The 21714-nt window shown below is 66.9% G+C and carries 22 protein-coding genes and 1 rRNA gene; 14 read left to right on the top strand and 9 right to left on the bottom strand.

Annotated features, from left to right (window positions below):
* Window positions 1-13 precede the first annotated feature (13 nt).
* Complete coding sequence (locus ACERIM_RS11215) at window positions 14-1411, bottom strand: FAD-binding oxidoreductase (protein WP_373632633.1); 1398 nt, start codon at window positions 1409-1411, stop codon at window positions 14-16.
* A 427-nt stretch (window positions 1412-1838) separates the two neighbouring features.
* Between ACERIM_RS11215 and ACERIM_RS11210 the strand changes: the two genes are divergently transcribed.
* The 3 genes from ACERIM_RS11210 to ACERIM_RS11200 all read left to right on the top strand — a co-directional run bounded on the left by ACERIM_RS11210 (window position 1839) and on the right by ACERIM_RS11200 (window position 6145).
* Window positions 1839-4295: a DUF5059 domain-containing protein gene (locus ACERIM_RS11210; RefSeq protein WP_373632631.1), complete on the top strand. Its 2457-nt coding sequence runs from the start codon at window positions 1839-1841 to the stop codon at window positions 4293-4295.
* Window positions 4296-4394: 99 nt separating this feature from the next.
* The gene (gene cofD / locus ACERIM_RS11205; RefSeq protein ID WP_006651263.1) at window positions 4395-5387 is read left to right on the top strand and encodes a 2-phospho-L-lactate transferase; all 993 of its coding nucleotides are present in this window, start codon (window positions 4395-4397) and stop codon (window positions 5385-5387) included.
* Window positions 5384-6145 (top strand): dihydropyrimidine dehydrogenase, encoded by a 762-nt coding sequence (locus ACERIM_RS11200; protein WP_373632629.1) that lies wholly within the window; start codon window positions 5384-5386, stop codon window positions 6143-6145. Before cofD ends, ACERIM_RS11200 begins: the two co-directional genes overlap by 4 nt.
* Before the next feature lie 277 nt (window positions 6146-6422).
* On the opposite strand, the gene ACERIM_RS11195 is transcribed toward ACERIM_RS11200, so the two are convergent.
* Window positions 6423-6767 (bottom strand): cupin domain-containing protein, encoded by a 345-nt coding sequence (locus ACERIM_RS11195; RefSeq protein ID WP_006180483.1) that lies wholly within the window; start codon window positions 6765-6767, stop codon window positions 6423-6425.
* A 141-nt stretch (window positions 6768-6908) separates the two neighbouring features.
* On the opposite strand from ACERIM_RS11195, the gene ACERIM_RS11190 reads away from it, so the two are divergent.
* The 3 genes from ACERIM_RS11190 to ACERIM_RS11180 all read left to right on the top strand — a co-directional run bounded on the left by ACERIM_RS11190 (window position 6909) and on the right by ACERIM_RS11180 (window position 8655).
* The gene (locus ACERIM_RS11190) at window positions 6909-7760 is read left to right on the top strand and encodes a triphosphoribosyl-dephospho-CoA synthase (protein ID WP_373632627.1); all 852 of its coding nucleotides are present in this window, start codon (window positions 6909-6911) and stop codon (window positions 7758-7760) included.
* On the top strand, window positions 7757-8353 hold the full coding sequence (locus tag ACERIM_RS11185; protein ID WP_373632626.1) for a DUF447 domain-containing protein: 597 nt from the start codon (window positions 7757-7759) through the stop codon (window positions 8351-8353). The genes ACERIM_RS11190 and ACERIM_RS11185 overlap by 4 nt, the downstream gene beginning before the upstream one ends.
* A gap of 110 nt (window positions 8354-8463) precedes the next feature.
* Complete coding sequence (locus ACERIM_RS11180) at window positions 8464-8655, top strand: 30S ribosomal protein S17e (RefSeq protein ID WP_006651267.1); 192 nt, start codon at window positions 8464-8466, stop codon at window positions 8653-8655.
* A 154-nt stretch (window positions 8656-8809) separates the two neighbouring features.
* Here the strand turns inward: ACERIM_RS11180 and ACERIM_RS11175 are convergent, their stop codons facing one another.
* Window positions 8810-9091 (bottom strand): hypothetical protein, encoded by a 282-nt coding sequence (locus tag ACERIM_RS11175; protein ID WP_006651268.1) that lies wholly within the window; start codon window positions 9089-9091, stop codon window positions 8810-8812.
* 206 nt (window positions 9092-9297) lie between these two features.
* Here ACERIM_RS11175 and asd point away from each other — a divergent pair, with 206 nt between their 5' ends.
* The 3 genes from asd to ACERIM_RS11160 all read left to right on the top strand — a co-directional run bounded on the left by asd (window position 9298) and on the right by ACERIM_RS11160 (window position 11463).
* Window positions 9298-10332 carry an aspartate-semialdehyde dehydrogenase gene (gene asd / locus ACERIM_RS11170; protein WP_006651269.1) on the top strand — a complete coding sequence of 345 codons (1035 nt, stop codon included), beginning with the start codon at window positions 9298-9300 and terminating at the stop codon, window positions 10330-10332.
* Between the two features lie 124 nt (window positions 10333-10456).
* Window positions 10457-11101: a helix-turn-helix domain-containing protein gene (locus ACERIM_RS11165; RefSeq protein ID WP_373632625.1), complete on the top strand. Its 645-nt coding sequence runs from the start codon at window positions 10457-10459 to the stop codon at window positions 11099-11101.
* Window positions 11102-11154: 53 nt separating this feature from the next.
* Window positions 11155-11463, top strand: coding sequence for a HalOD1 output domain-containing protein (locus ACERIM_RS11160; protein ID WP_373632623.1), 309 nt, complete (start codon window positions 11155-11157; stop codon window positions 11461-11463).
* An 18-nt stretch (window positions 11464-11481) separates the two neighbouring features.
* Here the strand turns inward: ACERIM_RS11160 and ACERIM_RS11155 are convergent, their stop codons facing one another.
* Together ACERIM_RS11155 and ACERIM_RS11150 are read right to left on the bottom strand one after the other, a co-directional pair.
* A complete protein-coding gene (locus ACERIM_RS11155; protein WP_006651272.1) occupies window positions 11482-11913 on the bottom strand; it encodes a universal stress protein in 432 nt (143 codons plus the stop codon).
* Between the two features lie 132 nt (window positions 11914-12045).
* On the bottom strand, window positions 12046-13014 hold the full coding sequence (locus tag ACERIM_RS11150; RefSeq protein WP_373632620.1) for a D-2-hydroxyacid dehydrogenase: 969 nt from the start codon (window positions 13012-13014) through the stop codon (window positions 12046-12048).
* A 155-nt stretch (window positions 13015-13169) separates the two neighbouring features.
* Here ACERIM_RS11150 and ACERIM_RS11145 point away from each other — a divergent pair, with 155 nt between their 5' ends.
* The 3 genes from ACERIM_RS11145 to ACERIM_RS11135 all read left to right on the top strand — a co-directional run bounded on the left by ACERIM_RS11145 (window position 13170) and on the right by ACERIM_RS11135 (window position 15739).
* Window positions 13170-13298, top strand: a complete 129-nt coding sequence (locus tag ACERIM_RS11145) for a hypothetical protein (protein WP_006180473.1) — start codon at window positions 13170-13172, stop codon at window positions 13296-13298.
* Between the two features lie 71 nt (window positions 13299-13369).
* Complete coding sequence (locus ACERIM_RS11140; protein ID WP_373632619.1) at window positions 13370-14761, top strand: NAD(P)/FAD-dependent oxidoreductase; 1392 nt, start codon at window positions 13370-13372, stop codon at window positions 14759-14761.
* Window positions 14762-14839: 78 nt separating this feature from the next.
* Window positions 14840-15739: a heme-copper oxidase subunit III gene (locus ACERIM_RS11135; protein WP_373632618.1), complete on the top strand. Its 900-nt coding sequence runs from the start codon at window positions 14840-14842 to the stop codon at window positions 15737-15739.
* A gap of 16 nt (window positions 15740-15755) precedes the next feature.
* On the opposite strand, the gene ACERIM_RS11130 is transcribed toward ACERIM_RS11135, so the two are convergent.
* The gene (locus ACERIM_RS11130; RefSeq protein WP_162834905.1) at window positions 15756-15932 is read right to left on the bottom strand and encodes a hypothetical protein; all 177 of its coding nucleotides are present in this window, start codon (window positions 15930-15932) and stop codon (window positions 15756-15758) included.
* Window positions 15933-16255: 323 nt separating this feature from the next.
* Here ACERIM_RS11130 and ACERIM_RS11125 point away from each other — a divergent pair, with 323 nt between their 5' ends.
* A complete protein-coding gene (locus tag ACERIM_RS11125) occupies window positions 16256-17080 on the top strand; it encodes a manganese catalase family protein (RefSeq protein ID WP_373632617.1) in 825 nt (274 codons plus the stop codon).
* 42 nt (window positions 17081-17122) lie between these two features.
* On the opposite strand, the gene ACERIM_RS11120 is transcribed toward ACERIM_RS11125, so the two are convergent.
* Both ACERIM_RS11120 and ACERIM_RS11115 read right to left on the bottom strand, forming a co-directional pair.
* The gene (locus ACERIM_RS11120) at window positions 17123-17707 is read right to left on the bottom strand and encodes a hypothetical protein (RefSeq protein ID WP_373632616.1); all 585 of its coding nucleotides are present in this window, start codon (window positions 17705-17707) and stop codon (window positions 17123-17125) included.
* On the bottom strand, window positions 17704-19986 hold the full coding sequence (locus ACERIM_RS11115; protein WP_373632615.1) for a DUF6789 family protein: 2283 nt from the start codon (window positions 19984-19986) through the stop codon (window positions 17704-17706). Before ACERIM_RS11115 ends, ACERIM_RS11120 begins: the two co-directional genes overlap by 4 nt.
* 219 nt (window positions 19987-20205) lie before the next feature.
* Between ACERIM_RS11115 and coxB the strand changes: the two genes are divergently transcribed.
* A complete protein-coding gene (coxB, locus tag ACERIM_RS11110; RefSeq protein ID WP_373632614.1) occupies window positions 20206-20973 on the top strand; it encodes a cytochrome c oxidase subunit II in 768 nt (255 codons plus the stop codon).
* A 462-nt stretch (window positions 20974-21435) separates the two neighbouring features.
* On the opposite strand, the gene rrf is transcribed toward coxB, so the two are convergent.
* Window positions 21436-21557 (bottom strand): 5S ribosomal RNA (rrf, locus tag ACERIM_RS11105).
* Window positions 21558-21714: the final 157 nt, after the last annotated feature.

Genomic DNA, 21714 nt, shown 5'->3' with positions numbered 1-21714 from the left:
CGGACGAAAAGGGTTACCGGGCCGGTTCGACGTTCTGGTTCAGCCGGAACAGGTTCTCCGGATCGTACTCGGCCTTGACCTCGGCCAGCCGGTCCCCGTTCCGCCCGTAAGCGAGGTCCTCTTCGCCCGTCGCCTCGCTGATGAAGTTCGCGTAGACGCCGCCGGTCGCGTGCGGTGCCATCGCGTCGAAGAACGCCCGCGACCAGGCGATGCACTCGTCGTCCATGGCGGGATCCTCCCAGCGCGTGTGGACGTTCATCGCGTACTCGGCGTCCCGGTGGGGGTACGCCGTCGCGTCCGACGGGACGCGGGCCATCGCGCCGCCGAGCTGTGCGAAGAAGATCTCGGACAGGGGCGACGGGAGATCGGCTGCGTACTCGACTGCTGTATCGATGGCGTCGTCGGAGAGTTCACTGAAGTTGTGTGACTTCCAGTAGTTCCGGGACCCCTCGGTGAGTAGCGGATCGAACGCCTGCTGAAACGCCGCGTACTGGTGTGGCCCGACGGCGTCCGCGATCGGGTCGCCGTACTCCCGGAGCGGAGCCAAGACCGCCGCTCCCTCCGCCATGTCACCGGCGTAGAACGTCACGACGAGGACGACGCCGACGCCGTGGACGTCTTCGGGGAGGAACGGCAGGGGCGGTGCCTTCCGGAGGACGATCCAGACAGCGGCTTCCTCCGGTGCGTCCTCGTTGAAATCCCGGACGTGCCGGATGACGTCCCGTGCGTCCTCGCCCGCGTAGACGATCGGTCCCGACAGAATCTCGGGACCGACTTCGTGGAGGTCGAACTCGAAGGAGGTGACGACGCCGAAGTTGCCGCCACCGCCCCGAATCCCCCAGAAGAGATCCGAATTTTCGTCTTCGCTCGCGTGACGCAGTTCGCCGTCGGCAGTGACGATGTCCACGGACCGCAGGTTATCCACCGTCATTCCGTACCTGCGAGTCAGCCAGCCGAAGCCGCCGCCGAGCGTGAGCCCCGCGACGCCGGTCGTCGAATTGATCCCAAACGGCGTCGCCAGTCCGAACGCTTGCGTCTCGTGATCGACGTCCGCGAGGGTCGCCCCCGCCTCGACTCGAGCCGTCCGCTCTGTCGGATCTACGCGAACCGACCGCATCACCGAGAGGTCGAGCATTAGTCCGTCGTCACAGACCGCGTTCCCCGCGATGTTGTGTCCGCCGCCGCGGACCGCGAGTACCACGTCGTGGTCGCGGGCGAAGTTCACCGCCGCGATCACGTCCGATACGCCCATCGCGCGGAGGATGAGCGCTGGCCGCCTGTCGATCATGCCGTTCCAGATCGCTCGAGTCTCGTCGTAGTTCGGATCCCCGGGACGGAGCAACTCGCCGTGAAGCCCCTCGCTGAATCCGTCTATTGCACCGTCGTCTACGGGAGTGGTTGTTACTGCCATTGTCCCTCGGTATCTATACGCCTCGCTTGGACATGTAGTTGTGCATTATTAATAATTAAGGTAGGTCCGCCGGCGGGAGAGACTCGCGGACCGGCGTGTCAGGGTAGCTCCGATGAACGAGTCCGTTTTGGGGTACGGAAAGGAGTGTGATCGTATTCCCCTACCGAACGAGTCCATCGAACCGGTATCACCGGGATGGACTCGTACATGACCCCGACGACGCGATTCTCACAACATATTCGGGAAAACGTTCATGTTGCTACCGGCAATTCTTCCGATAGGTTATTTAGGTAGGCCTAAATATTCGGTGAAGGATCCGCCGTCCCGATCGCGGACGAGGAATTGAGAGCGCCGCCTGCACTATTATTCTGCCTCTCTGTCCGGAAAGTATCGAAGACCATTTGTACTTTTAGGCTAGCCTAAAAATATGCGACAGACACGACGGACGTGGCTGAAGGGGAGTGGTGCTGCAATCGCGAGTCTCGCCCTCGCCGGCTGTTCCGGGAACGGCGACGGGGACGACGGGTCGACGGACGACGGGGGCCCGAGCAGCGACGAGCAGTCGGTGACGGTCGAGTCGGCCGAGCGGGCCGTCGCCGCCGAGTGGAACGCGATGCGGGCCCGCCTGTGGGACGCGCTCACGGCGGGCGAAGCCGGGGAGGCCGGAACGGGTGCCGCCATCGCCGGCGACACGTTCGAACGGTTCGAGACCGCAAGCGGCGAGTACAACGCCCACGAAGTCCTCGAGGAGACGGATCACGACCGCTACGAGGCGTTCGAGGAAGCCCTCGGCGAACTCCGGACGGAGGGCCTCGATCGCGGGGACGTCGGCCGGGCACGCGAGGAGACCGTCATCGGCAGCGACGAACTCGGCCAGGCCCAAACGGCGCTCGTCGGTGAGGAGACGGCACAGGCGCTCGACCTCCAGTCGATCGGTACGTCGACGGCCGACGCCGTCGTCGCCGCCGAGGCCGGTGCCTTCGACGCCGCCGAAACGGTCGCGACCGACGCGCTCGAGCGGTTCGAGGAGGCCGCGGTCCACGACGCGATCAAGGAGGCCGACGGCGAGATCTACGAGCGGTTCGAGAGCGCCCTCAAGGCCGTCGCGGCGGCCGCGGGAGAAGAAGACCTCGAGGGCGTCCGCTCGAGTGCGACGGACACGCTCGCGGCGGCCAACGAGGGCGCGTACGCCCTCGCACCGTCCGAGTCGGCGGCGGGGGCCGGTCAGATCGCTACCTATCAGGCCCGTGGCTGGGACGCCGCGGCGCTTTCGGGACTAGGCGGGCCGTCGACGGCGTTCGCACACGCGGCCGCACTGACCGGCTATCGGGCACGGGCCCACGACGCCGTCTGGCTCTTCGAGCGCGGACACGGAGACGCGGCAGGGCGAGTCGTCGAGAACGCCTTCGCCCACTTCGAGGGCGCTCGCGCACACGAGGCCCTCGAGGAAGCCAGCGAGGACGCCTACCACCGGTTCGAGGAGGACGGACTCGACGCGCTCGCGACGGCTATCGAAAACGACGACCCAGAAGGCGTCGAGAGTGCCGTCACCGCCGTCGACGAGGGGCTCGTGACCGGAATCGAGGCGCTGGGAACCGGCGTCGAACCCGCCCTGCTCGAGGCGAGCTTCTTCAGGGCCCGGCTCGGCGACGCCGTCGAACGGTACCGGCTCGGCGAGAGCGAGGTCGCCGCCGAAATCGCCAGCGGGCTGTTCGAGACCTTCGAAGCGAACGAGGCCGACTTCCACGAGACGCTCGAGGAGACCGACCACGACCTCTACGAGACGTTCGAGGACGAACACCTGAACGGGCTGATCGACGCGTTCGAGAACGGGGACGACGCGGCCGTCGCCGACCACGCCGACGGCCTCGCGGCGACGCTGCTCGAGTTCGAGACGACGGCGGGGACGACCGCACAGGTCAGCGCCGTCGAGAGCGCCGCGATGGCGGCTCGGGCGTTCGACGCGGCCGCACTGGACGTCCTCGGTGCGGCGGATCGTGCGGAAACCGTGCTGCAAGAGATCTTCGAGGACTTCGAGCGCGGTGCCGGCGGCTTCCACGAGGCGCTCGAGGAGGCCGACCACGATCGGTATGAATCGTTCGAGGGCGCGCTCGGCGACGCCAGAAACGCCGCCGCCGACGGCGGGGACGTGAGCGCGGCGGCCCGGGCGTTCAACGAGCAGGCGATCGAAGCGACCTATACCGTCGCCGCGGACGCGGGCGGCTCGTTCGGAGACGCCGCCGCGTCGCTCGCATCGGACGCGCTCGCGTCGTTCGAGGGAGCGCGGACCCACGAACTCCTCGAGGAGGCCGACCACGATATCTACGAGGGCTTCGAGGCGGCGCTCGAGGACTACATCGGTGCGCTCGAGGACGGGTCGGACGTCGAGGCGGCCGCCGAGACGTTCGCGACGGCGGCACTGCGAGCGCAGTTCGCGGTCGCCGGCGCGCCCGACGCCGCCCCGAGCGGCGACGGAACGGGCGACTCCGGCGAGGGGTCCGGTTCGGAGACCGACCTCGAGGGCGGGCCGAACGTCGTCGCGGGCGTCCCGGACGACGCCGACCACGTCGTCGATATGCAGGCCGTCGCGTTCGAGCCGGAGACGCTTACCGTCGCACAGGGCGACACCGTCGCCTGGAAACACGCGGCCGGCGAACCCCACTCCGTCACGGCCTACGAGGACCGGATTCCGGACGACGCCGACTACTGGGCCTCGGGTGGGTTCGACGGCGAGGACGCCGCCCGCGAGGGCTGGGAGAACGGCAAGGGCGCGGTTCAGTCGGGCGAGTCCTACGTCCACACCTTTGAGACGACCGGCGAACACGAGTACGTCTGTATTCCTCACGAGAAGGCCGGGATGGTCGGGACCGTCGTCGTCGAGTGACTGGCCGAGTCGCGTCGATCCGACCACGCACACTCCGTCACCGGCCACATCCGCGGTCGGCCGAAAGCGATTAAGTACCCTCGCTCGAGAGTTGCGGGTATGGTAACCTTCCTCTCCGGGGGCACCGGCACGCCGAAGCTGTTAGACGGCGCTGCCGCCGCGTTCTCGCCGGAGGAGACCACGGTCGTCGCCAACACGGGCGACGACATCGAACTCGGCGGACTCTTCGTCTCGCCGGACGTCGATACGCTGTTGTTTCAGGGCGGTGGGATCCTCGACAGGGAGACGTGGTGGGGCATCGAGGGCGATACGCATCGAACGAACTCGGCGCTGAAAGACATCGCGTCGGCCGCGGGGCTCCCCGACGGCCCGCAGTACCTCCCCGAGGAGAAACAGACCGACGGCCGCGACCTCGCGAACTGGCGGCGCTTTTCGGGAGTCGCCGAGTTCATGACGATCGGCGATCGCGACCGGGCCGTCCACATCACACGGACCAGCCTCCTCGACGAGGGGTACACGCTGAGCGAGGCGACCCGGCAACTCGCCGACGGGTTCGGACTCACGATCGACCTGTTCCCGATGAGCGACGATCCCGTCGCCAGCCTCGTCCACACGGACGAGGGGCTGATGCACTTTCAGGAGTACTGGGTCGCCCACCGGGGCGAGCCGACCGTCGACACCGTCGAGTTTCGGGGCTCCTCACAGGCCGAGCCCGCACCGGGCGTCCTCGAGGCGCTCGACGACACCGTCGTCATCGGCCCCTCGAATCCGGTCACCAGTATCGGACCGATGCTCGCGTTGCCGGGCGTCGCCGAGGCGCTCGCCGAGACCACGGTCGTCGCCGTCTCGCCGTTCCTCGGGGACGACGCGTTCTCCGGGCCCGCCGGCGACCTCATGGCGGCGGTCAACGCAAAGCCAAGCACTGCGGGGTTGGCGACCGCCTATCCCTTCGCCGACGCCTTCGTGATCGACGAGAGCGACGACGCCACCTTCGAAGCTCCGGCGGTCAGGACCGACATCGGGATCGACTCCCGAGAGGACGCCGCCCGCGTGATCCGCGCGATCGAGGCGGCGATCGAGCGCGTGGCATGAGCCACGAGCTATCGTTCACACCGCCGCTCGCGCTGGCCAGCCTCAGCGGCGAGGCCGACGCCGACTGGGCGCGGGCCGGGGCCGAGTACGCGGGGGCCGCGTTCCTCGGCGGGATCGCACTCGACGACGACTCACGTGCGGCCGCGCGAGAACTCGTTGCCCGCGATCGGACGGAGTTCCTCCCCGACGATCCGCTCTCTTTTCTCGAGGGCGAACTCGACGCGCTCGCGGACGTCCCGATCCAGCCGGCGTTCAACGTCCGCAGTACCACGATCGAACCGGTGGTCGACGCCGCCCGGAGCTGTCGCGACCGGGACGCGTACCTCGAGATCAACGCCCACTGCCGCCAAGACGAGCTGTGTGCCGTCGGCTGCGGCGAAACCCTGCTGCGAGACGGCGAGCGCCTCGCAACTTACGTCGCCAGAGCAGCCGACACCGGCGCGACCGTCGGCGTGAAGGTCCGCGCAGAGGTCCCCGGCGTCGACCTGCCCGCCCTCGCCGCCCGGCTCGAGCGCGCGGGCGCGGCCTTCGTCCACGTCGACGCGATGGACAGCGAGTCCGTCGTCGCCGACGTGGTCGATGCGAGCGATCTCTTCGTCATCGCCAACAACGGCGTCCGCGACGACGAGACCGTCCGCGAGTATGTCGACTACGGCGCGGACGCGGTCAGCGTCGGCCGCCCCAGCGACACCCCCGCCGTCCTCGAGCGGGTCCGCGACGCCGTGGATCGACGGCTCGGGCTCGAGGCGAGCCGATAGCTCTTCGCGCATGAGCCGGGTTCGACAGCCGGCATGCGGTGGCGCTCGCAGTATCGCGGTTCGCTGACCGGCGAACCGCGATTCGAACTCGTGCGAGGGATGAGTGAGCGACTGTAAGGAGCGAACGAATCGGCTGGGGAGGGCGTGGCTACGCCGTGTTGCCACGATAGCAGGACGGTTGCGGTATTCGAGTGACTCTCAGGATACACTCCGGGACAGGGTTCAGTCGAACGACCACAAAAGTACCACCTCGAAACCAGTCGATGATTCTAACTGATCACAACGGCGCGCCGACCAACACGAGCTTCGCTCGCTCGTCGTACTGGTTCAGGATCTGGCGCGACTCCTCGGGATCGAGCCGGATCGCCTCGTCTGTCTCGAGGGTCACGGTCTCGCCCGCGTCGGTCAGGTCGACGTCGACCCGTCCCTCGACGACGTAGTAGACCTCTTCCTGTCCCGACTCCGCCTCGGCGTGTTCCATCCCCTTGCCGCCGGGCTCGAGTTCGAGGATCGAGATGCCCAACTCCTCGGTGGCGAGTGGCTCCTTGAGGAACCACATGCCGCCCCACTCCTCGTCGATGACTGAGTCCGGATCGGTCTTGGCGACGGTGTCGTAGCCCATACGCGATGAATGCTTGCCTCGAGGCTTAAATCGATGGGACGGCGAACCCGTTGCAGGGAACGGCCCTCGCCCCGTCGATCGACGCGACTCGAGTCGCCGCGAACCCCCACCCCTAAGCCGCCTCGGCACACAGCGATCCGTATGCGAACGTCGGCCCAGAACGCGGAACTGGCCTTGCTCCTCGAGGTCGCGGGGACGCCCAAGCCGGGCAACGTCGACCGCGAGCGCGACCTCGCGGACCTGCGGTTCGAACACTTCCTCGCCGGGGCCGTCGGCGCTCGGGACGGACTCGAGCGGGCGGCATCGGGCGCGGCAATCGGGTCGGCCTTCGAACGGGCCGTCGAGGGGATGGCCGCCCAGGAAGGCGGAAACACGCAGTTCGGAGCGCTCCTGTTGCTCGTGCCGCTGGTCCGGGCCGCCGAGGAAGATCTCACCCGATCGGCCGCCGAGGCCGTCGTCCGCGAGACGACCGTCGCCGACGCGGCGGGGTTCTACCGTGCGTTCGACCACGTCGACGTCGCCGTCGACGACCCGCCAGCGGAACTGGACGCCCTCGACGTGCGCCGGGGGTCCGACGCGGTCCCGGCTCTCGAAGAACGCGGGCTGACGCTGCTGGATATCATGGAGCGGTCGGTTCCCGGCGACGGCGTTGCCCGCGAGTGGGTCGACGGGTTCGAGCGGTCGTTCGCGGCCGCCGACCGACTCGCCGCGGCCGAAGGCCCGCTCTCGGACCGGACCGCCACCGTCTTTCTCTCCCTGCTCGCCGAGCGGCCCGATACCCTCGTCGCGACGCGCCACGGGGAGGCGACCGCGCGGGACGTGACCGAGCGCGCGGCGGCACTGGTCGACGACGACGCCCTCGAGACCGATCGCCGGACCGTCGACCGGTTCGCCGACGACCTAGTCGAGCGGGGGATCAACCCCGGGACCACGGCCGATATCACGGCCGCGGGACTGTTCGTCGCGCTCGAGCGGGGGTCGATCACGGTATGAGCGGCGAGCGCGGATCAGAGACCGGCGACGCCGCGACGTGGCCCGTCGACCTCGCCGGCGTCACCGAAACCGTCGTGACCACGCTCGGCCCGAACGGGCTGTGGAACGCCGCAGCGCTCGGGCTCCACGCGGGCGATCCCGTCACCGCGCGGACGTGGGGGAACACCCGCACCCGGCGGAACTTCCACCGACAAGGCGAGGCCTACGTCCAGTTCGTCGACGACCCCGTCGTCTTCGCCGACGCCGCCTGCTCGATCCTCGAGCGCGAGGACCCGATCCTCGAGTCGGCCAGCGCCTGGGCGCGGGTCACCGTCGAGCGGATCGACGCGGGCAGCGAAGGCAGCACCGACTGGGAGGAGTGGACGCTTCGCCCCGTCGAGTCGGCGATCGAGCGCGAGACGGTCCCGACGATCGACCGCGGGTTCGGGGCCGTCGTCGAGGCGACCGTCGCCGCCTCGCGGCTCGGGGTCGACGAATACGACGAGGGCGAGTTACGCGACCGCCTCGAGTACTGTGCCGCGGTCGTCGAGCGGGCCGGCGGCACCCGAGAGCGGGAGGCTCTCGAGCGGGTTCGCGACCAGTCGCGGTGGTGAGGGGACGGCGCGGAACCGATGCGGACGACCGCGGTCGTGGCGGGGCCGTGGGCGACCGGTCGCCGCCGCAGAACGAATGGCTTTAGGGCGCGCTCCATGAACCACTCGATATGGCAATCAAGCCGGCCTACGTCAAGAAGACGGGGACCCTCCTCCTCGAGCGGTACCCGGAGGCGTTCACGACCGACTTCGAACAGAACAAGGAAAGCGTCGCAAAGCTCACCAACGTCGAGTCCAAGGGCGTTCGCAACCGGATCGCCGGCTACGTCACCCGAAAGAAGGGCTCGGAAGTCCCCGCATAACTCGCTTTCTCACCTCGAGATCGATCGCACAAGCCGAGAAGCGACGCGTCTCCGCCGCGACCGCTGTCGCGGCTACTGTGAGTCATCGTAACGCTGTCGTCGCGCGTTGTGACCGGGCCGCTCGGTGGTCGACGGCCGGGCCGGCAAACCCGAGTTACTCGCCGAAGCCGGGTTCCATGTAGAGCGCGGCGACAAGCGCCACCAAGGCGATGCCGAAGGCGAACAGCAGCCCGACGAAGCCGGTCAGAATGTTCAGTTCGAAGCCCAAAAGCGGGAGCGCCGCCGTCGCCTCGTCGGTGCCCGCGGCGGAGTAGCCCGTCCACGCGAAGAGGACGCCGACCAGCGCCGCGACGGCCGCAAGCACCGTCGCACCGATACTAAAGGGGGTATCGAACAGCCCGCCAGTACTCGCGGTCGAACTCGTCATCGGAACCACCTCTGGCCTGCCGCCTCGAGTCGGTCCTGTCGGTCGTACATCGATCGATAGGTACCGCTCCGTTTTCTTAATATCTTCTATCCGTTCGGAGCGCCATCCTCGCGGCCGGTCGGCGGCCGGCGTTGGCGACGTGTGCAACTTCGACGATTGACACTCGCTACCGAAAACCCAAACGGTTTTGCGGACACGACTCGGAGTGCCGGAAAATGGCAGTACGAGTAGGCGTACTCGGTGCGACCGGTGCGGTTGGACAGCGACTGATTCAATTGCTCGACCCCCATCCGGAGTTCGAGATCGCGGCCCTGACCGCGAGCGACGCAAGCGCCGGCAAGACGTATCGACAGGCATCGAAGTGGCGCGTCGACAGCCCCATTCCCGAGGACGTCGCCGAGACGACCGTCACGGCGACCGACCCCGACGAGGTCCCCAACGACGTCGACCTGATCTTCTCGTCGCTCCCGTCGAGCGTCGGTGCGGAAGTCGAACCCGGCTTCTGTGAGGCCGGCTACGTCGTCTCCTCGAACTCCTCGAACGGCCGGATGGACGACGACATCCCCCTCGTGATCCCGGAGGTCAACGCCGACCACCTCGACTTGCTCGAGGTCCAGCGCGACGAGCGCGGCTGGGACGGCGCGATGGTCAAAAACCCCAACTGCTCGACGATCACCTTCGTCCCCACGCTCGCCGCCCTGACCGACTTCGGCCTCGAGAAGGTTCACGTCTCGACGCTGCAGGCGGTCTCCGGCGCGGGCTACGACGGCGTGTCCTCGATGGAGATCATCGACAACGCCATCCCCTACATCGGCGGCGAGGAGGACAAACTCGAGACCGAGTCCCGCAAACTGCTGGGCGAGTTCGACGGGGCCGAACTATCGCACAACGACATGTCGGTCGCGGCCTCCTGCAACCGCATCCCGACCATCGACGGCCACCTCGAGAACGTTTGGGTCGAGACCGCGGACGACCTGACCGCCGACGCGGCCGCCGAGGCCATGCGGGAGTATCCGTCGCTCGATCTCCGCTCCTCCCCCGAGCCGCTCATCCACGTCTTCGAGGAGCCCGACCGACCCCAGCCCCGGATGGACCGCACGCTGGGCGACGGCATGGCCATCGCTGCGGGCGGGCTACAGGAGTCGCCCTTCGGCCTGCAGTACAACTGTCTGGCCCACAATACGATCCGCGGTGCCGCCGGCGCGAGCGTTCTCAACGGCGAACTGCTGCTCGAACACGGCTACATCTGAACGGCACACGCCGTTCCCCCTCGATCGTCCGCCGAGTGGTCGATCGGTTCTCTCGTCGACACGCACCAACCCAGTTAGTGCCGTAGTATAACAGTCCCGGCGACGTACCTCGAGCGAAGGCCCCATGGTACTCATCGTCGAGTTCGAAATCGGGACGCCGATCCTCCGACGGACCGTCGACGCCGTCTCCCGGATCGACGTCGAGGAGATCTATCAGTCGGAGACGGGGTCGACGAAACTCGTCTGCTGGATGTACGGCGACGACCTCGAGGACGTCGAACCCGCGCTCGCCGACGACACCACGGTCGCGGCCGTCTCGCTGCTCGAGGATCCAGGCGATCGCCGTCTCTACAGCGTCACGCTGTCGGAGCGGGGACAGGCCCATCTGACGTATCCGACGGCGGCGAAGTACGACATCGGATATCAGGAGATCACCGTCACCGAGGAGACGAGCATTCGGGCCCGCGTTCCGACCCGAGAGGCGCTGTTCGCATATCGGGACGTCTGTCGTGAGAAAGAGATTCCGTTTCGAATCCAGCGTATCTTCGAGGAATCGGCCGCCGCCGGGGACCGGTACGGGATCACCGAACGCCAGCGGAAGGCACTGATCGTCGCCCTCGAGGAGGGCTACTTCGACGTACCCCGCGAGACGACGCTCTCCGCGGTCGCCGCGAAACTCGACATCTCGGATCAGGCGCTGTCCGCCCGCCTCCGGCGGGGGCAGGCCAACCTCCTGCGGAACACGATCGGCGGACCGGCCCCCACTTGAAGGGTTGGCCCTCCAATCGTGGTTGCTTCCCGCGGCCGGCCGGTATCGTGTGTATGGAAACTGAGCCGACCACCGACCGGTTGACGCTTCACGAATCTGCCAGTACGCACCAGGCCGACCCGGACACGCCCCCGAGCGAGGCCGTCATCGACGCGATCGCGACCGACTCGTCGCTCGACGCCCTCGAACTCGCCGACGAGTTCGGCCCGCTGTACGACGTGATCGACCCGTCCGCGCTCGATTCGCTCTTCCAGTCGACGGCGGGGGCCGACCGCTGTGTCGGGTCGGTCACGTTCGAGTACGCGGGCTACCGGGTCGGCGTCGACCAGACCGGCCGCGTCGAACTCGCCGCCCTCGAGTGAGTGTTTCACGTTGCTCCGTCAGTCGTCCGTTCGCGGGAGCGCGACCACCGGAATCGTGGCCTGTTTGACCAGTCGTCGAGCCACGTCACCGGTAAGTAGCTCCACGAACCGGTTCCCTTCGCGAGGCTCGAAGACGACGGCTTCGACATCGCGCTCCTCGGCCGCGTCGAAGATCGTTTCGACGACGTCCGTCCCGAAGAGGATCGCCGTTTCGACCGAGGCCGCTCGATCCGCGAGCGGCCCGCGGGCACGCTCGAAGATCTCCTCGGCGTAGTCCTCGCGCTGTTCGACCGAGGCCTTGTCCGGCGCACCGCCCGCCTTCTCGATGACGTTGACGAAGAGTACCGAACTCTCGGGGCCGAGATACGGTGCCAGCGCCGCCGCCGTACGTTCGCCGTCGTCGGGGTCGGCGACGGGCACGAGGACCCGGCCGTCGAACGTTAGTACCATCGTCCGCCTCCCGTCCACACGGACGCGTCCGCTCGAGTCACACAGTCTGTGCTGTCCATACGCGCCGTTCGTCGCAAAGGGGCAAAAAGGTGCGTCGAATCGACTGGCGGCGGACGGCACGGCCGGCGCGTCTCAGGGACGGACCTGATTCTCGAGGGCGTCGTCGCCGTTCGCGTGCCGGCGGACGTTCTCGGCGACGATATCAGCGAGTCGCTCGTAGTACTCGGGCGTGTGGCCCGCGTTGTGGGGCGTAATCTGTACGTTTTCGAAGGTCCACAACGGGTGATCCTCCGGCAGCGGCTCGGGATCGGTAACGTCCAGCGCGGCCCCGCGGAGCCGGTTCGAGCGCAGCGCCGCGACCAGCGCGTCGGTGTCGACGACGGGGCCGCGGGCGACGTTGACCAGCACTGCCTCGGGGTCGAGCGTGACCAGCGCCTCGCGGTCGATCAGCCCCCGCGTCGTTTCGGTGAGCGGACACGCGAGGACGAGATAGTCCGTCCGCGCGAGCGCGTCGTCGAACGCCTCACCCTCGAACCCGATTACCTCGTCGGTCGGCCCGCCTTTCTCGGGCGTATATCGCACCCCGATCGTCTCGACGCCGAACGGCTCGAGCCGCTCGGCGACCGCCTCGCCGATCGCGCCGAGACCGACGATCGTCACCGCCGACCCCTGCAGTTCGTGGGCCTGATAGTGGCGCCACTCCCGGCGATCCTGTCGCCGCCGGCCGACGTGAAACCGCCGGACGAACCCCAGGATCGCGCCCAGCACGTGTTCGCCGATATTCGGCCCGTGGACGCCTGAGGCGTTGGTCACCGCAACCTCCCGCTCCTCGAGTTCCTCGAGGGGGAGATGGCCCGTCCCCGCGTAGGCGCAGGCGAAGACCTCGAGCGCGTCGGCCGACTCGAGGAGATCACGCTCGAGTGTCATACCGGTCGCGAACGTCGCCGACCGGATCGCCTCGCGTTCCGCGGCAGGGGTCCGCGCGAGTTCGACGCTGCGGTCGGGGAGCCGCTCGCGGATCGCGTCGGCGTACTGTTCGACCGGCATCCCGTGGGTGCCACGCCGGAGGACCAGCACGTCCGGCGCGTCGGCCTCACTCATGTCCCCATCCTCGTCCAGTGCGATCAAAAGCGTTCGTCTCGCGGCACTGCGGGCGGTCGGGGCCGCCCCTCGAGGGGTCGAGTCGCTGGCAGCGTCCCACCCATCAAATGACGTGACCATCACGTTTAAGCGAGCGAGCCACGAACGCCGACAGTATGCCTTCAGACGAGTTTCTCGACGGCGAATCGCTCACCGGACGACAGGCGGCGATCATCTTCGCGGGCTTTCTCGGGTTCATCATCGGTTCCGGCGTCTTGCTCGTCCTGGCCAGAGGCCTCTTCTAACTGCGACCGGTCCGTTCGACGGACAGTCCGCCTCGCAGTTTTTATAATGACGCGCTGAGTCCGAACGTCGTATGGAACGCGTAGACGTCGCGATCGTCGGCGGCGGCCCCGCCGGTGCGTCCGCGGCCGAGCAAGCGGCAGCCCACGGCGCGGAAACCGTGCTCTTCGAGCAGGGGGTCCCCCGAGAGGATCGGGAAGGAGTGGGTCCCGACTCGACCGACGCCGCCGGAATGCTCGACTACTGGATCGACCTCATGGAGTTCGACTACCGCGAGATTCCCGACGACGTCATCCACCGGGAACTCGAGGGCACCGAGTTCATCGGCCCGAACAGCGCCGTCGAACTGACCTCGACCGGGATGGACGCCAGCTATCCGAAGTTCGGCTACACCTTCCATCGCGCCCGCATGGACGACTGGCTCCACGAGCGTGCGACCGACGCCGGGGCCGATCTCCGGGTCGGCGTCGGCGTCAAGGACCTCGAGACGGATCTCCGGGCCTCGAGCCCGAAGGGGCCCACCCACACGCTGACGCTGTCGAACGGCGACGAGATCGAGGCCCAGTACGTCGTGCTGGCCGACGGCCCGCAGCGCCGGATCACGCTCGACGCCCTCGATCAGTTCACCGCGCCCGGCCGCAGCGTCTCCGACCACCTCTCGCCGCCCGAAGCCAACCACATCGCCTATCAGGAGTACCGGGAGTTCCCGGAAGAACTGTTCGCGGAGTTCGAGGACCGACTCAAGTTCTGGTGGGGATACATGCCCGGCGAAACCGCCTACCCGTGGGTCTTCCCCAACGACGGTACTGTCGCCCGCGTCGGGCTGACGATGCCGATCGGGATGACGCTCGAGGACATCGAGGATCCCGGCTCCTACAAGCTCCTGCGGCCGGACGACGACCGGATTCCCTCCGGTGCCGAGTACATCAGCCGCCTACTCGAGCAGGAGTACGGCGACGAGTACGATATCGAGGAAGACATCCCCCGCGTCGAGGACCGTGGCAAGTCCAAGGGGACCGAGACCTACCCGATCTCCTCGACGCGGCCGATCGACTCGCCCGTCGGCGCGAACATCGCCGTCGCCGGCGGTGCGATGGGTACTACCTCGGCTTTCCACGAGGGCGGTTACCACGTCGCCGTCCGCACCGGCAAGATCGCCGGCCGGCTCGCCGGAACGGACTCGCTCGAGAACTACAACGAGATCTGGAAAGACGCCATCGGCGACGAGATCCTCCGCAACGTCGCCTTCGCCGACATCGTCGCCGACTACGGCCCCGACGACTGGGACTGGGCGTTCTCGACCGTCAACGACATGCAGGGCAACGGCACCGACGATGGCCTGATCGCGCGGAAGTACACTGCCGGGTTCGACGCCGCGAAGATCGCCGCGACCTACAAGCGTACGAAGTTCACGTACCGCGACGGGGGCTACGTCCAGCTCGCCGAGGACGACTACTTCTACTGATCGGCACCGTCGCCGTACGCCGACCCTACCCACGCGTCCGCAGCGACCCTTTTTCGGCGTCGACGTGGAAGCGCGCCTATGGGAACCGGTGACGGCTCCGACCGCACTCCGCCCCCTCGAGCCGACGGCTCCGGCCATCACGTCCCCGAGGGGCAGGCACCCGAGGAGTACGGCGACCACCGCGGACGCGGTGACGGCGACGACCACGAGCATCGAAGCCGGTGGCCGCTGATCGCCGCCGCCGGAGCCGCTGGGCTCTATGCCGGCGTCGCGATCGCCGTTCTGGGTACCGAAACCGGGCTCGTACCACCGCTCGTCGGGGTCGCCCTCGCCGTCCTCGGAGCGGTCGTCCTGCTGGCCGGCATCGGCGGCTGGCTCCGGGAGGCGTTTCTGGTACCGGCTCGAGACGCGGGGTCACCGGAGTCCCGCGAGTCGTACGTCTCGACGACCGTACTCTTCCTGGCGACCGACGTCTCGACGTTCGGGGCGCTGTTCGTCTACTACGCCTTCGTCAGGGTCGGCGCATGGCCGCCCGCGGAACTCCCGCCGCTCGTGGGCTCGCTCGTCGCCGTCAACACTGCGATCCTGCTCGCCAGCAGCGTCACTGTTCACTACGCGCACGCAGCCCTCGAGGCGGGGAACCGGCGGCGCTTCCTCGGGTTACTCGGGACGACGCTGGTCCTCGGGCTCGTCTTCCTCGCCGGGCAGGCCTACGAGTACTACGAGTTCGTCGCCGTGGAGGGCTTTTCCCTCGATAGCGGTGCCTTCGGGACTGCCTTCTACGGCCTGACCGGGCTCCACGGGTTTCACGTCGCCCTCGGCGTCGGGGCCATCGCGGTCCTGTGCTGGCGGGCGCTGCGGGGTCACTACGGGCCGGACCGGAACACCTCCGTCGCGACCGTCTCGCTGTACTGGCACTTCGTCGATCTCGTCTGGCTCGTCCTCGTGGCCGTCCTCTATGTCGGGGCGTCGGTCTGATCGGCAGGGGCCGCCACTACGGGAGTTCGTCGGCGTCGGTCTCGAGGACCCGGAGCGTCGACGAGGGACACTCACAGAAGTCCGACTGGCCGAGCGGTTGAAGCGTTCCGTCGGGCCAGACCTGCACGATACCGATCTCCCCGCAACGCGGACACGTCGCGGCGGCTCTGTGTTTCTCATCGGTGTTAGCCACCGGGGTCACCTCGCGGCGAACCGTACCACAGCCACCGTTGAAAAACCCCGGCCGCCGTTCCGTGACGGGGGACCGCGTCGTCTCGAGGAACGCGTATCGGGACTCGGGCCCGGCGAGTTCACGGCCATGTCGCTCCCCGACACTGTGGATCGAGCGATCTCCCCCCGCGGCGAGTCGGCGACGAGGCGGGGCTCGAGATTGCCGCCTTCGATCCGTCTGCCACGCCATCCGAGTGGTTCGTATCGATTAGTTACCAGTCGGTTACACGTTCAGCACCGGTCGTAACAGTGGTTTATCACCTCGGTCGTGGGCAGGACCAGTGGATGTTCTTCCAAGAACCGGAACTCCAGTACGAGGTCACCGTCGAAGAACCGGACCCCCACTTCGCGAAGCTCCTCCAGCAAGCGATCGGCGGACAGGAAGGCGAGATGCGCGTCGCGCTCCAGTACATGTTCCAGGCGTGGGCGGTGCCGGAACAGCACGAGGAGTATCGGAACCTGCTGATGGAAACCGCCGCGGAGGAACTCGGCCACATCGAGATGCTCGCGACGGCAGTCACGAAGAACCTCAGAGGGTCCGCCAAGAGCATGAGCGAGGAGGTCCGAGAGACCGCAGACATGGCCGAGTCGATGACCGCGCAGGGCCCGCGACAGTTCCTCTCGGCGGGCGAGTCGGCGATGCCGGTCGACAGCAACGGCGCACCCTTTACCGGCAACTACATCGTCGCCTCCGGCAACCTCGCCGGCGACCTCTACGCGAACGTGATGGCCGAGGCGACCGGCCGTACCCTCGCGACGCGGCTCTGGAACTACACCGACGACCCCGGGATGAAGGACATGCTCTCCTATCTCATCGCCCGGGACACGATGCACCAGAACCAGTGGCTTCAGGCCCTCGAGACCCTCGACGACCCGGTTCCAGTTCCCGCAAGCTTCCCGCAAGAACAGGAGAATCAGGACGTCAACTACACGTTCATGTCGACCCGCCGTGAGGAACAGCCCGACCCCGGCTACCCCTGGACGGAGGGTGAGGCTCCCGACGGGAAAGGCCAGTTCTCCTATGCCGCCGAGCAGCCGGGTGACGGCGACGTCGCCGCCCCCGATCCGGATCCGATGACAAACGACGACCCGAACCGGACGGATCAGTAGCGCCGCCCCGCCGAGTGACCGCCGCCGAACGCGAGCGTCATCTCAGTCCGACCGGTCGCGGCCGACCCGCTCCTCGAAGCCAGCCATCTTCCGATAGATCGGCGGCGTCAACACGCCCACGATCCCGATCAGGATCGCGATCGCCCCGATCGGGAACAAAAGCGGCGCGACCTCGAGACAGCTGTTTTGGGACGTGATCCGGACGTAGTAGCGTTGGCCCTCGTACTCGACGACCGCCCCCTCGAGCAGCGCCGCCCGGTTTCGCACCTCGCCGTCGACTTTCGCCTCCCGAAGCGGGCTGTCGATCGCCTCCTCGAGGGCCCGCTGCTCGGCCGTCGAAAGCGCCGCGGCGGGCAGTTCTTCGACGGTCGAGGGCGAGCCCTCGCGTTCGTCGACCGACGTCGCCGAGATCGTCGGTTCGCCACAGAGTCCGATCCCGTCCTGAACCACGACGTAGCCGCCGACGATCGCCAGCGGCAGTCCTACTGCGATCAGGACGACACCGAGAAAGGGCACAGCGTAGGTCAACACCAGCGACTCCGCGGCCGCCGTGGGCTCGAGCGGCCCCGTCCCGTCGGCGGCAGGGGACTCCGTCGTGTCGGTCGCCCGCTCGTCGTCCGCACTCATCCGTCGTCCCCCGTCGACGGACGGCGCTGGCGGCCGCCCAAGACCGCGATCGTCCCGGCCAGACCCAGCCCGTAGACCCAGTGGGCGACGATCACGAACAGGACGTACGTCACCAACTCGAGGCCGGACTGGCCGGTGTAGAAGGCAAGCGCGAAGCCCGAGGCAATGACCGTCGCGTACCACAGCCCCGTCACCAGGGTCAACTCGCCGGGCAGGTACTCGCCCAGCGAGAGAAAGAGCAGCGGCCAGACCGTCATCCCCCCGAGGAGGAACAGGCCGTAGCCGAGCGCGAGGTTCGCCGGCAGCCCGATGAACGTCGCCAGCGTCGCAAACGCCTCGAGATCGAACGATCCCAAGGCTACTGCCACGAGAAGGGTACCGGTCAACAACATCGTGCCGACGAACCCACCGGCTGCGCCCGTCCCGGCGTCGTTCGCCACCCGCTTTGCCACCGGGACGATCCGGCCGTACAGCGACAGCGGGCGCTCCCCCTGCGCCGGAACGTACGACGGCCGGACCGCCTCGGGTTCGCTGGGCGGGACGCCGCGCTCGCGCTCGAGGCGGTCCTCGAACCACTGCCACTCGGGGGTGAACTGCTCGGTTGCTTTCAGGTCCCAGGGATCCGCCGTCTCGACCGGCGTTCCCTGGAAGTACGACCAGAGCATGTTGTACAGCCACATGAGGACGCTGATGCCGATGAGGAAGGCACCGACGGTCGCGACGACCTGCAGCCCCGAGTACTTGGCCGGATAGGTTGCGTACCGGCGGGGTAACTCGAGGAAACCGAGCGCCATCAGCGTCATGAACGTGAGCGCGGACCCGACGACCAAAAGCGACGACTGGAAGATCGCGAGTCGGCGGTCGTACATCCGACCCGTAAGCAGGGGATACCAGTAGTAGCTGGCGGCGAACATCATGAGCGGGATGATCCCCATGAGGATGAGATGGAAGTGACCGACGACGTAGTAGGTGCCGTGATAGATCACGTCGATCGGGATCACCGCGAGGAAGATACCGGTGACGCCGCCGACGATAAACAGGCCGATCGAGCCGACACAGAGGATCGTCGGCGCGGCCAGTCGAACGTCACCGTTCCACATCGTCGTAATCCAGTTGAAGACCTTGATCGCGCTGGGGACGGCGATGGCGATCGACGTCGCCATGAAACTCGCCCGGACTCGAGGGTCGACGCCGGTGACGAACATGTGGTGGGCCCAAACACCAAAGGAGAGGACGCCGATGGCGATCGTCGAGTAGACGATGAACTTGAACCCGAACAGCTTGCGGCCGACGAACTTCGGCAAGATCAGACTCATCAGCCCAGTCGCCGGGAGGAAGATGATGTACACCTCCGGATGACCCCAGAACCAGAATAGGTGTTGCCAGAGGATCGGTCCCCCGCCCTCAACCGCGAAGAAGGTCGTCCCGAAGTTACGATCGAACAACAGCATCAACAGGGCGGTGCCGAGCAACGGGAACGCGAAGATGATGATCGCACTCGTGACGAGCATATTCCACGAAAAGATATCGAGGTTCGCCCACCCGATCGACTCGTCGCGCTCGTAGACGACCGTCGTAATGAAGTTGAGCGCGCCGATCGTGGTTGCGATCCCGCTCAGATGCAGTCCTAGCAGCAGGAAGTTCGTCTGCGGGTTCGGTGCCAGCGACAAGGGCGGATACACCGTCCAGCCGATCGCCGGCTCCTTGAACGCGAGCAAGACCGACAACCGGTCCGCCGGGACCACGACCGCGAGTAGCGCCCCCGTCACCTCGGCGATGATGCCGAACCGAGCGAGCAACAGCGACGGCGGCAACAGCCAGAACCCGACGGCGTTGAGCCGCGGAAACGCCATGTCGTCGGCCCCGATCAACAGCGGCAGGAAGTAGTTCCCGATCCCGAAAAACACCGGCGTCACGAAGAAGATCAACATCGTGAGCCCGTGCATCGTGAACAGTTCGTTGTACGTCCCCTCCGTCCAGAGAGTTGCCTCGGGCGTCAGCAGATGCGTCCGGATCATCATCCCGTCGATCCCGCCCCAGATCGCCGCGACGGTACCGAACGCGATGTAAAGCAGTCCGATCTCGCGATGATTGGTCGTCGTCGTCCAACGAACGGCCGCCGCCTTCGCGTCGGCCAGCGAAATCCGTCGCGGCTGCTCCCGGACGTACCCGCCGTCCGGCGACGCCTCCGCTCGCCACCGGCTGGCGAGCGCGACCGTCAGCAGACAGCCCGCGAGGACGAGGCCGAACAGCGACACCTCCGCGAGCGCTCGGTTCATCGCCACCGGTCACCCCCCATCGCTCGAGCGCCCCGCTCTCGGCCGCACATAGCGGTTGCCTCACCATCGGTTCCAATAAATATGGGCCGGCGTTTCCCTGACTGTCACCGCCCGTGATACGCCGTTTGGGAGTATTCACCGCTTACGACCACTACGCGGTCGTGACAGTTTACCGAACCACGAAGGCCGTATATCCCGCCAGTCGTCGAAGCCCCGTCAATGGACCGTCGACGCACGCTCGTCGCGCTCATCGTCGCGGCGCTCTCGCTGCTTCTCGCGATGGGCACGGTCGCCGCCCAATCCGAAAACCGTGACCTCATCGACGGCCTCGAGTACCAACTGCTCTACGTCGCCCTGCCGCTCACGCTCTTTGTCCTCCTGATCCTCGTCTACGCGGCCGTCAAGTTCCACGACAACGACGACCCCCAACCGACCACCGAGGATCCCGCCCTCGAGATCACCTGGACCGTCGCGACCGCGCTCATCCTCCTGTTCGTCGGCCTCTCGGGCTACAGCGTCCTCGTCAACCCCTACGTCTCCCCGTCGCAGGCCCTCGAGGGCGAGGACACAAGTCAGGACGGGTTCGACTCGTTCGCGGACCTCCCCGACACCGACGACGAAGAGGTTCACGTCCGGGGCTACCAGTGGGAGTGGCAGGCCACCTACCCAGAGGCCAACGTCACGACCGAATCCGAGATCGTGATCCCTGCCGACACGGACGTCACGTTCTGGCTCACCAGCGACGACGTCATCCACTCGCTTTTCGTCCCCGATCTGGGTGTCAAACAGGACGCCTTCCCGGGAGACTACACTCGCGCCCGCACGACCGTCTCCGAACCCGGCCGCTACGACGCCGTCTGTGCCGAGTTCTGTGGGGCCGGTCACTCCCGGATGGACGGCTCCATCGTCGTCGTCGAGCGCGACACCTACGACGAATGGCTGGCAGCCAACGAGGGCACCATCACGGACGCACCCGACCCCGGTTGACCTTCCGTTCGCGGACGGGACTGAGCTACAAGAGTTAAACGGGCCACGCGCATAGGTCCGGTGCGTGCCTTCAGTCCCCGTCCGAGCAAACCCGTTTCGGGTGCGATGACAGCACGGCGAACCCGGGCACGCGACAGTCAGTTACTGGAGGGCTCCTCGAGTCCTTCCGCCCGGCACGAGGGTTAGCCAGCCGACGCGGCACGCCGCCACGGGATGAGGCTGGACGTTAGTGTTCCGGGCGACATTTCCACTACTACTGAGATCCTTCGCTACCGACTGCGGGAAAGAACGAGCATGTAATAGGCGGGAATCAATTTTCGGTACTCAGCCCGGTGCAGTAGCTACCCGATTTCTAATAGCACCGATCGAAGTATCGGAACCGTCTCGGTTTCTGATAAATGCAGAAAACCCCGAGCAGCCACTGGATAGCAGTGGCTGTTCGGGGGTGAATGTGAGTATGAATGGTGGCGGCGAATCAGATTTCCCAGAGGGTCGCCCACTCCAGTACTGACCGAAACGCAGGCGAGCTTATCTTCCGTGTTCGGGATGGGTACGGGAGGTACCTCGCCGCTATGGCCGCCGTAACGCCGATTCACGGAATCGAACCGCGATCATGCCAATATCGGTGGTGTGTCCAAGACCGAATGTACGTGTAGTCCAGTTTGCGTCCGGACCCGTTCACGCGTCACGGATCCAATGCGATGTAGTGTATGAGTGTGTGGCTTGGCCGATTAGTTCTCG

Source organism: Natrinema sp. H-ect1 (assembly GCF_041821105.1).
Taxonomy (GTDB): Archaea; Halobacteriota; Halobacteria; order Halobacteriales; family Natrialbaceae; genus Natrinema; species Natrinema thermotolerans.
The sequence above is the reverse complement of the archived record's forward strand: the minus strand, read 5'-3'. Positions and strand labels throughout refer to the sequence as shown.

Coding starts and splice junctions, on each gene's coding strand:
- ACERIM_RS11120 (WP_373632616.1), bottom strand. CDS start 17,707: ATGAGTGCGGACGACGAGCGGGCGACCGACACGACGGAGTCCCCTGCC.
- ACERIM_RS11160 (WP_373632623.1), top strand. CDS start 11,155: ATGGAAACTGAGCCGACCACCGACCGGTTGACGCTTCACGAATCTGCC.
- ACERIM_RS11145 (WP_006180473.1), top strand. CDS start 13,170: ATGCCTTCAGACGAGTTTCTCGACGGCGAATCGCTCACCGGACGACAG.
- asd (WP_006651269.1), top strand. CDS start 9,298: ATGGCAGTACGAGTAGGCGTACTCGGTGCGACCGGTGCGGTTGGACAG.
- coxB (WP_373632614.1), top strand. CDS start 20,206: ATGGACCGTCGACGCACGCTCGTCGCGCTCATCGTCGCGGCGCTCTCG.
- ACERIM_RS11210 (WP_373632631.1), top strand. CDS start 1,839: ATGCGACAGACACGACGGACGTGGCTGAAGGGGAGTGGTGCTGCAATC.
- ACERIM_RS11215 (WP_373632633.1), bottom strand. CDS start 1,411: ATGGCAGTAACAACCACTCCCGTAGACGACGGTGCAATAGACGGATTC.
- ACERIM_RS11195 (WP_006180483.1), bottom strand. CDS start 6,767: ATGGGCTACGACACCGTCGCCAAGACCGATCCGGACTCAGTCATCGAC.
- ACERIM_RS11190 (WP_373632627.1), top strand. CDS start 6,909: ATGCGAACGTCGGCCCAGAACGCGGAACTGGCCTTGCTCCTCGAGGTC.
- cofD (WP_006651263.1), top strand. CDS start 4,395: ATGGTAACCTTCCTCTCCGGGGGCACCGGCACGCCGAAGCTGTTAGAC.
- ACERIM_RS11140 (WP_373632619.1), top strand. CDS start 13,370: ATGGAACGCGTAGACGTCGCGATCGTCGGCGGCGGCCCCGCCGGTGCG.
- ACERIM_RS11180 (WP_006651267.1), top strand. CDS start 8,464: ATGGCAATCAAGCCGGCCTACGTCAAGAAGACGGGGACCCTCCTCCTC.
- ACERIM_RS11165 (WP_373632625.1), top strand. CDS start 10,457: ATGGTACTCATCGTCGAGTTCGAAATCGGGACGCCGATCCTCCGACGG.
- ACERIM_RS11125 (WP_373632617.1), top strand. CDS start 16,256: ATGTTCTTCCAAGAACCGGAACTCCAGTACGAGGTCACCGTCGAAGAA.
- ACERIM_RS11185 (WP_373632626.1), top strand. CDS start 7,757: ATGAGCGGCGAGCGCGGATCAGAGACCGGCGACGCCGCGACGTGGCCC.
- ACERIM_RS11150 (WP_373632620.1), bottom strand. CDS start 13,014: ATGAGTGAGGCCGACGCGCCGGACGTGCTGGTCCTCCGGCGTGGCACC.
- ACERIM_RS11115 (WP_373632615.1), bottom strand. CDS start 19,986: ATGAACCGAGCGCTCGCGGAGGTGTCGCTGTTCGGCCTCGTCCTCGCG.
- ACERIM_RS11135 (WP_373632618.1), top strand. CDS start 14,840: ATGGGAACCGGTGACGGCTCCGACCGCACTCCGCCCCCTCGAGCCGAC.
- ACERIM_RS11155 (WP_006651272.1), bottom strand. CDS start 11,913: ATGGTACTAACGTTCGACGGCCGGGTCCTCGTGCCCGTCGCCGACCCC.
- ACERIM_RS11200 (WP_373632629.1), top strand. CDS start 5,384: ATGAGCCACGAGCTATCGTTCACACCGCCGCTCGCGCTGGCCAGCCTC.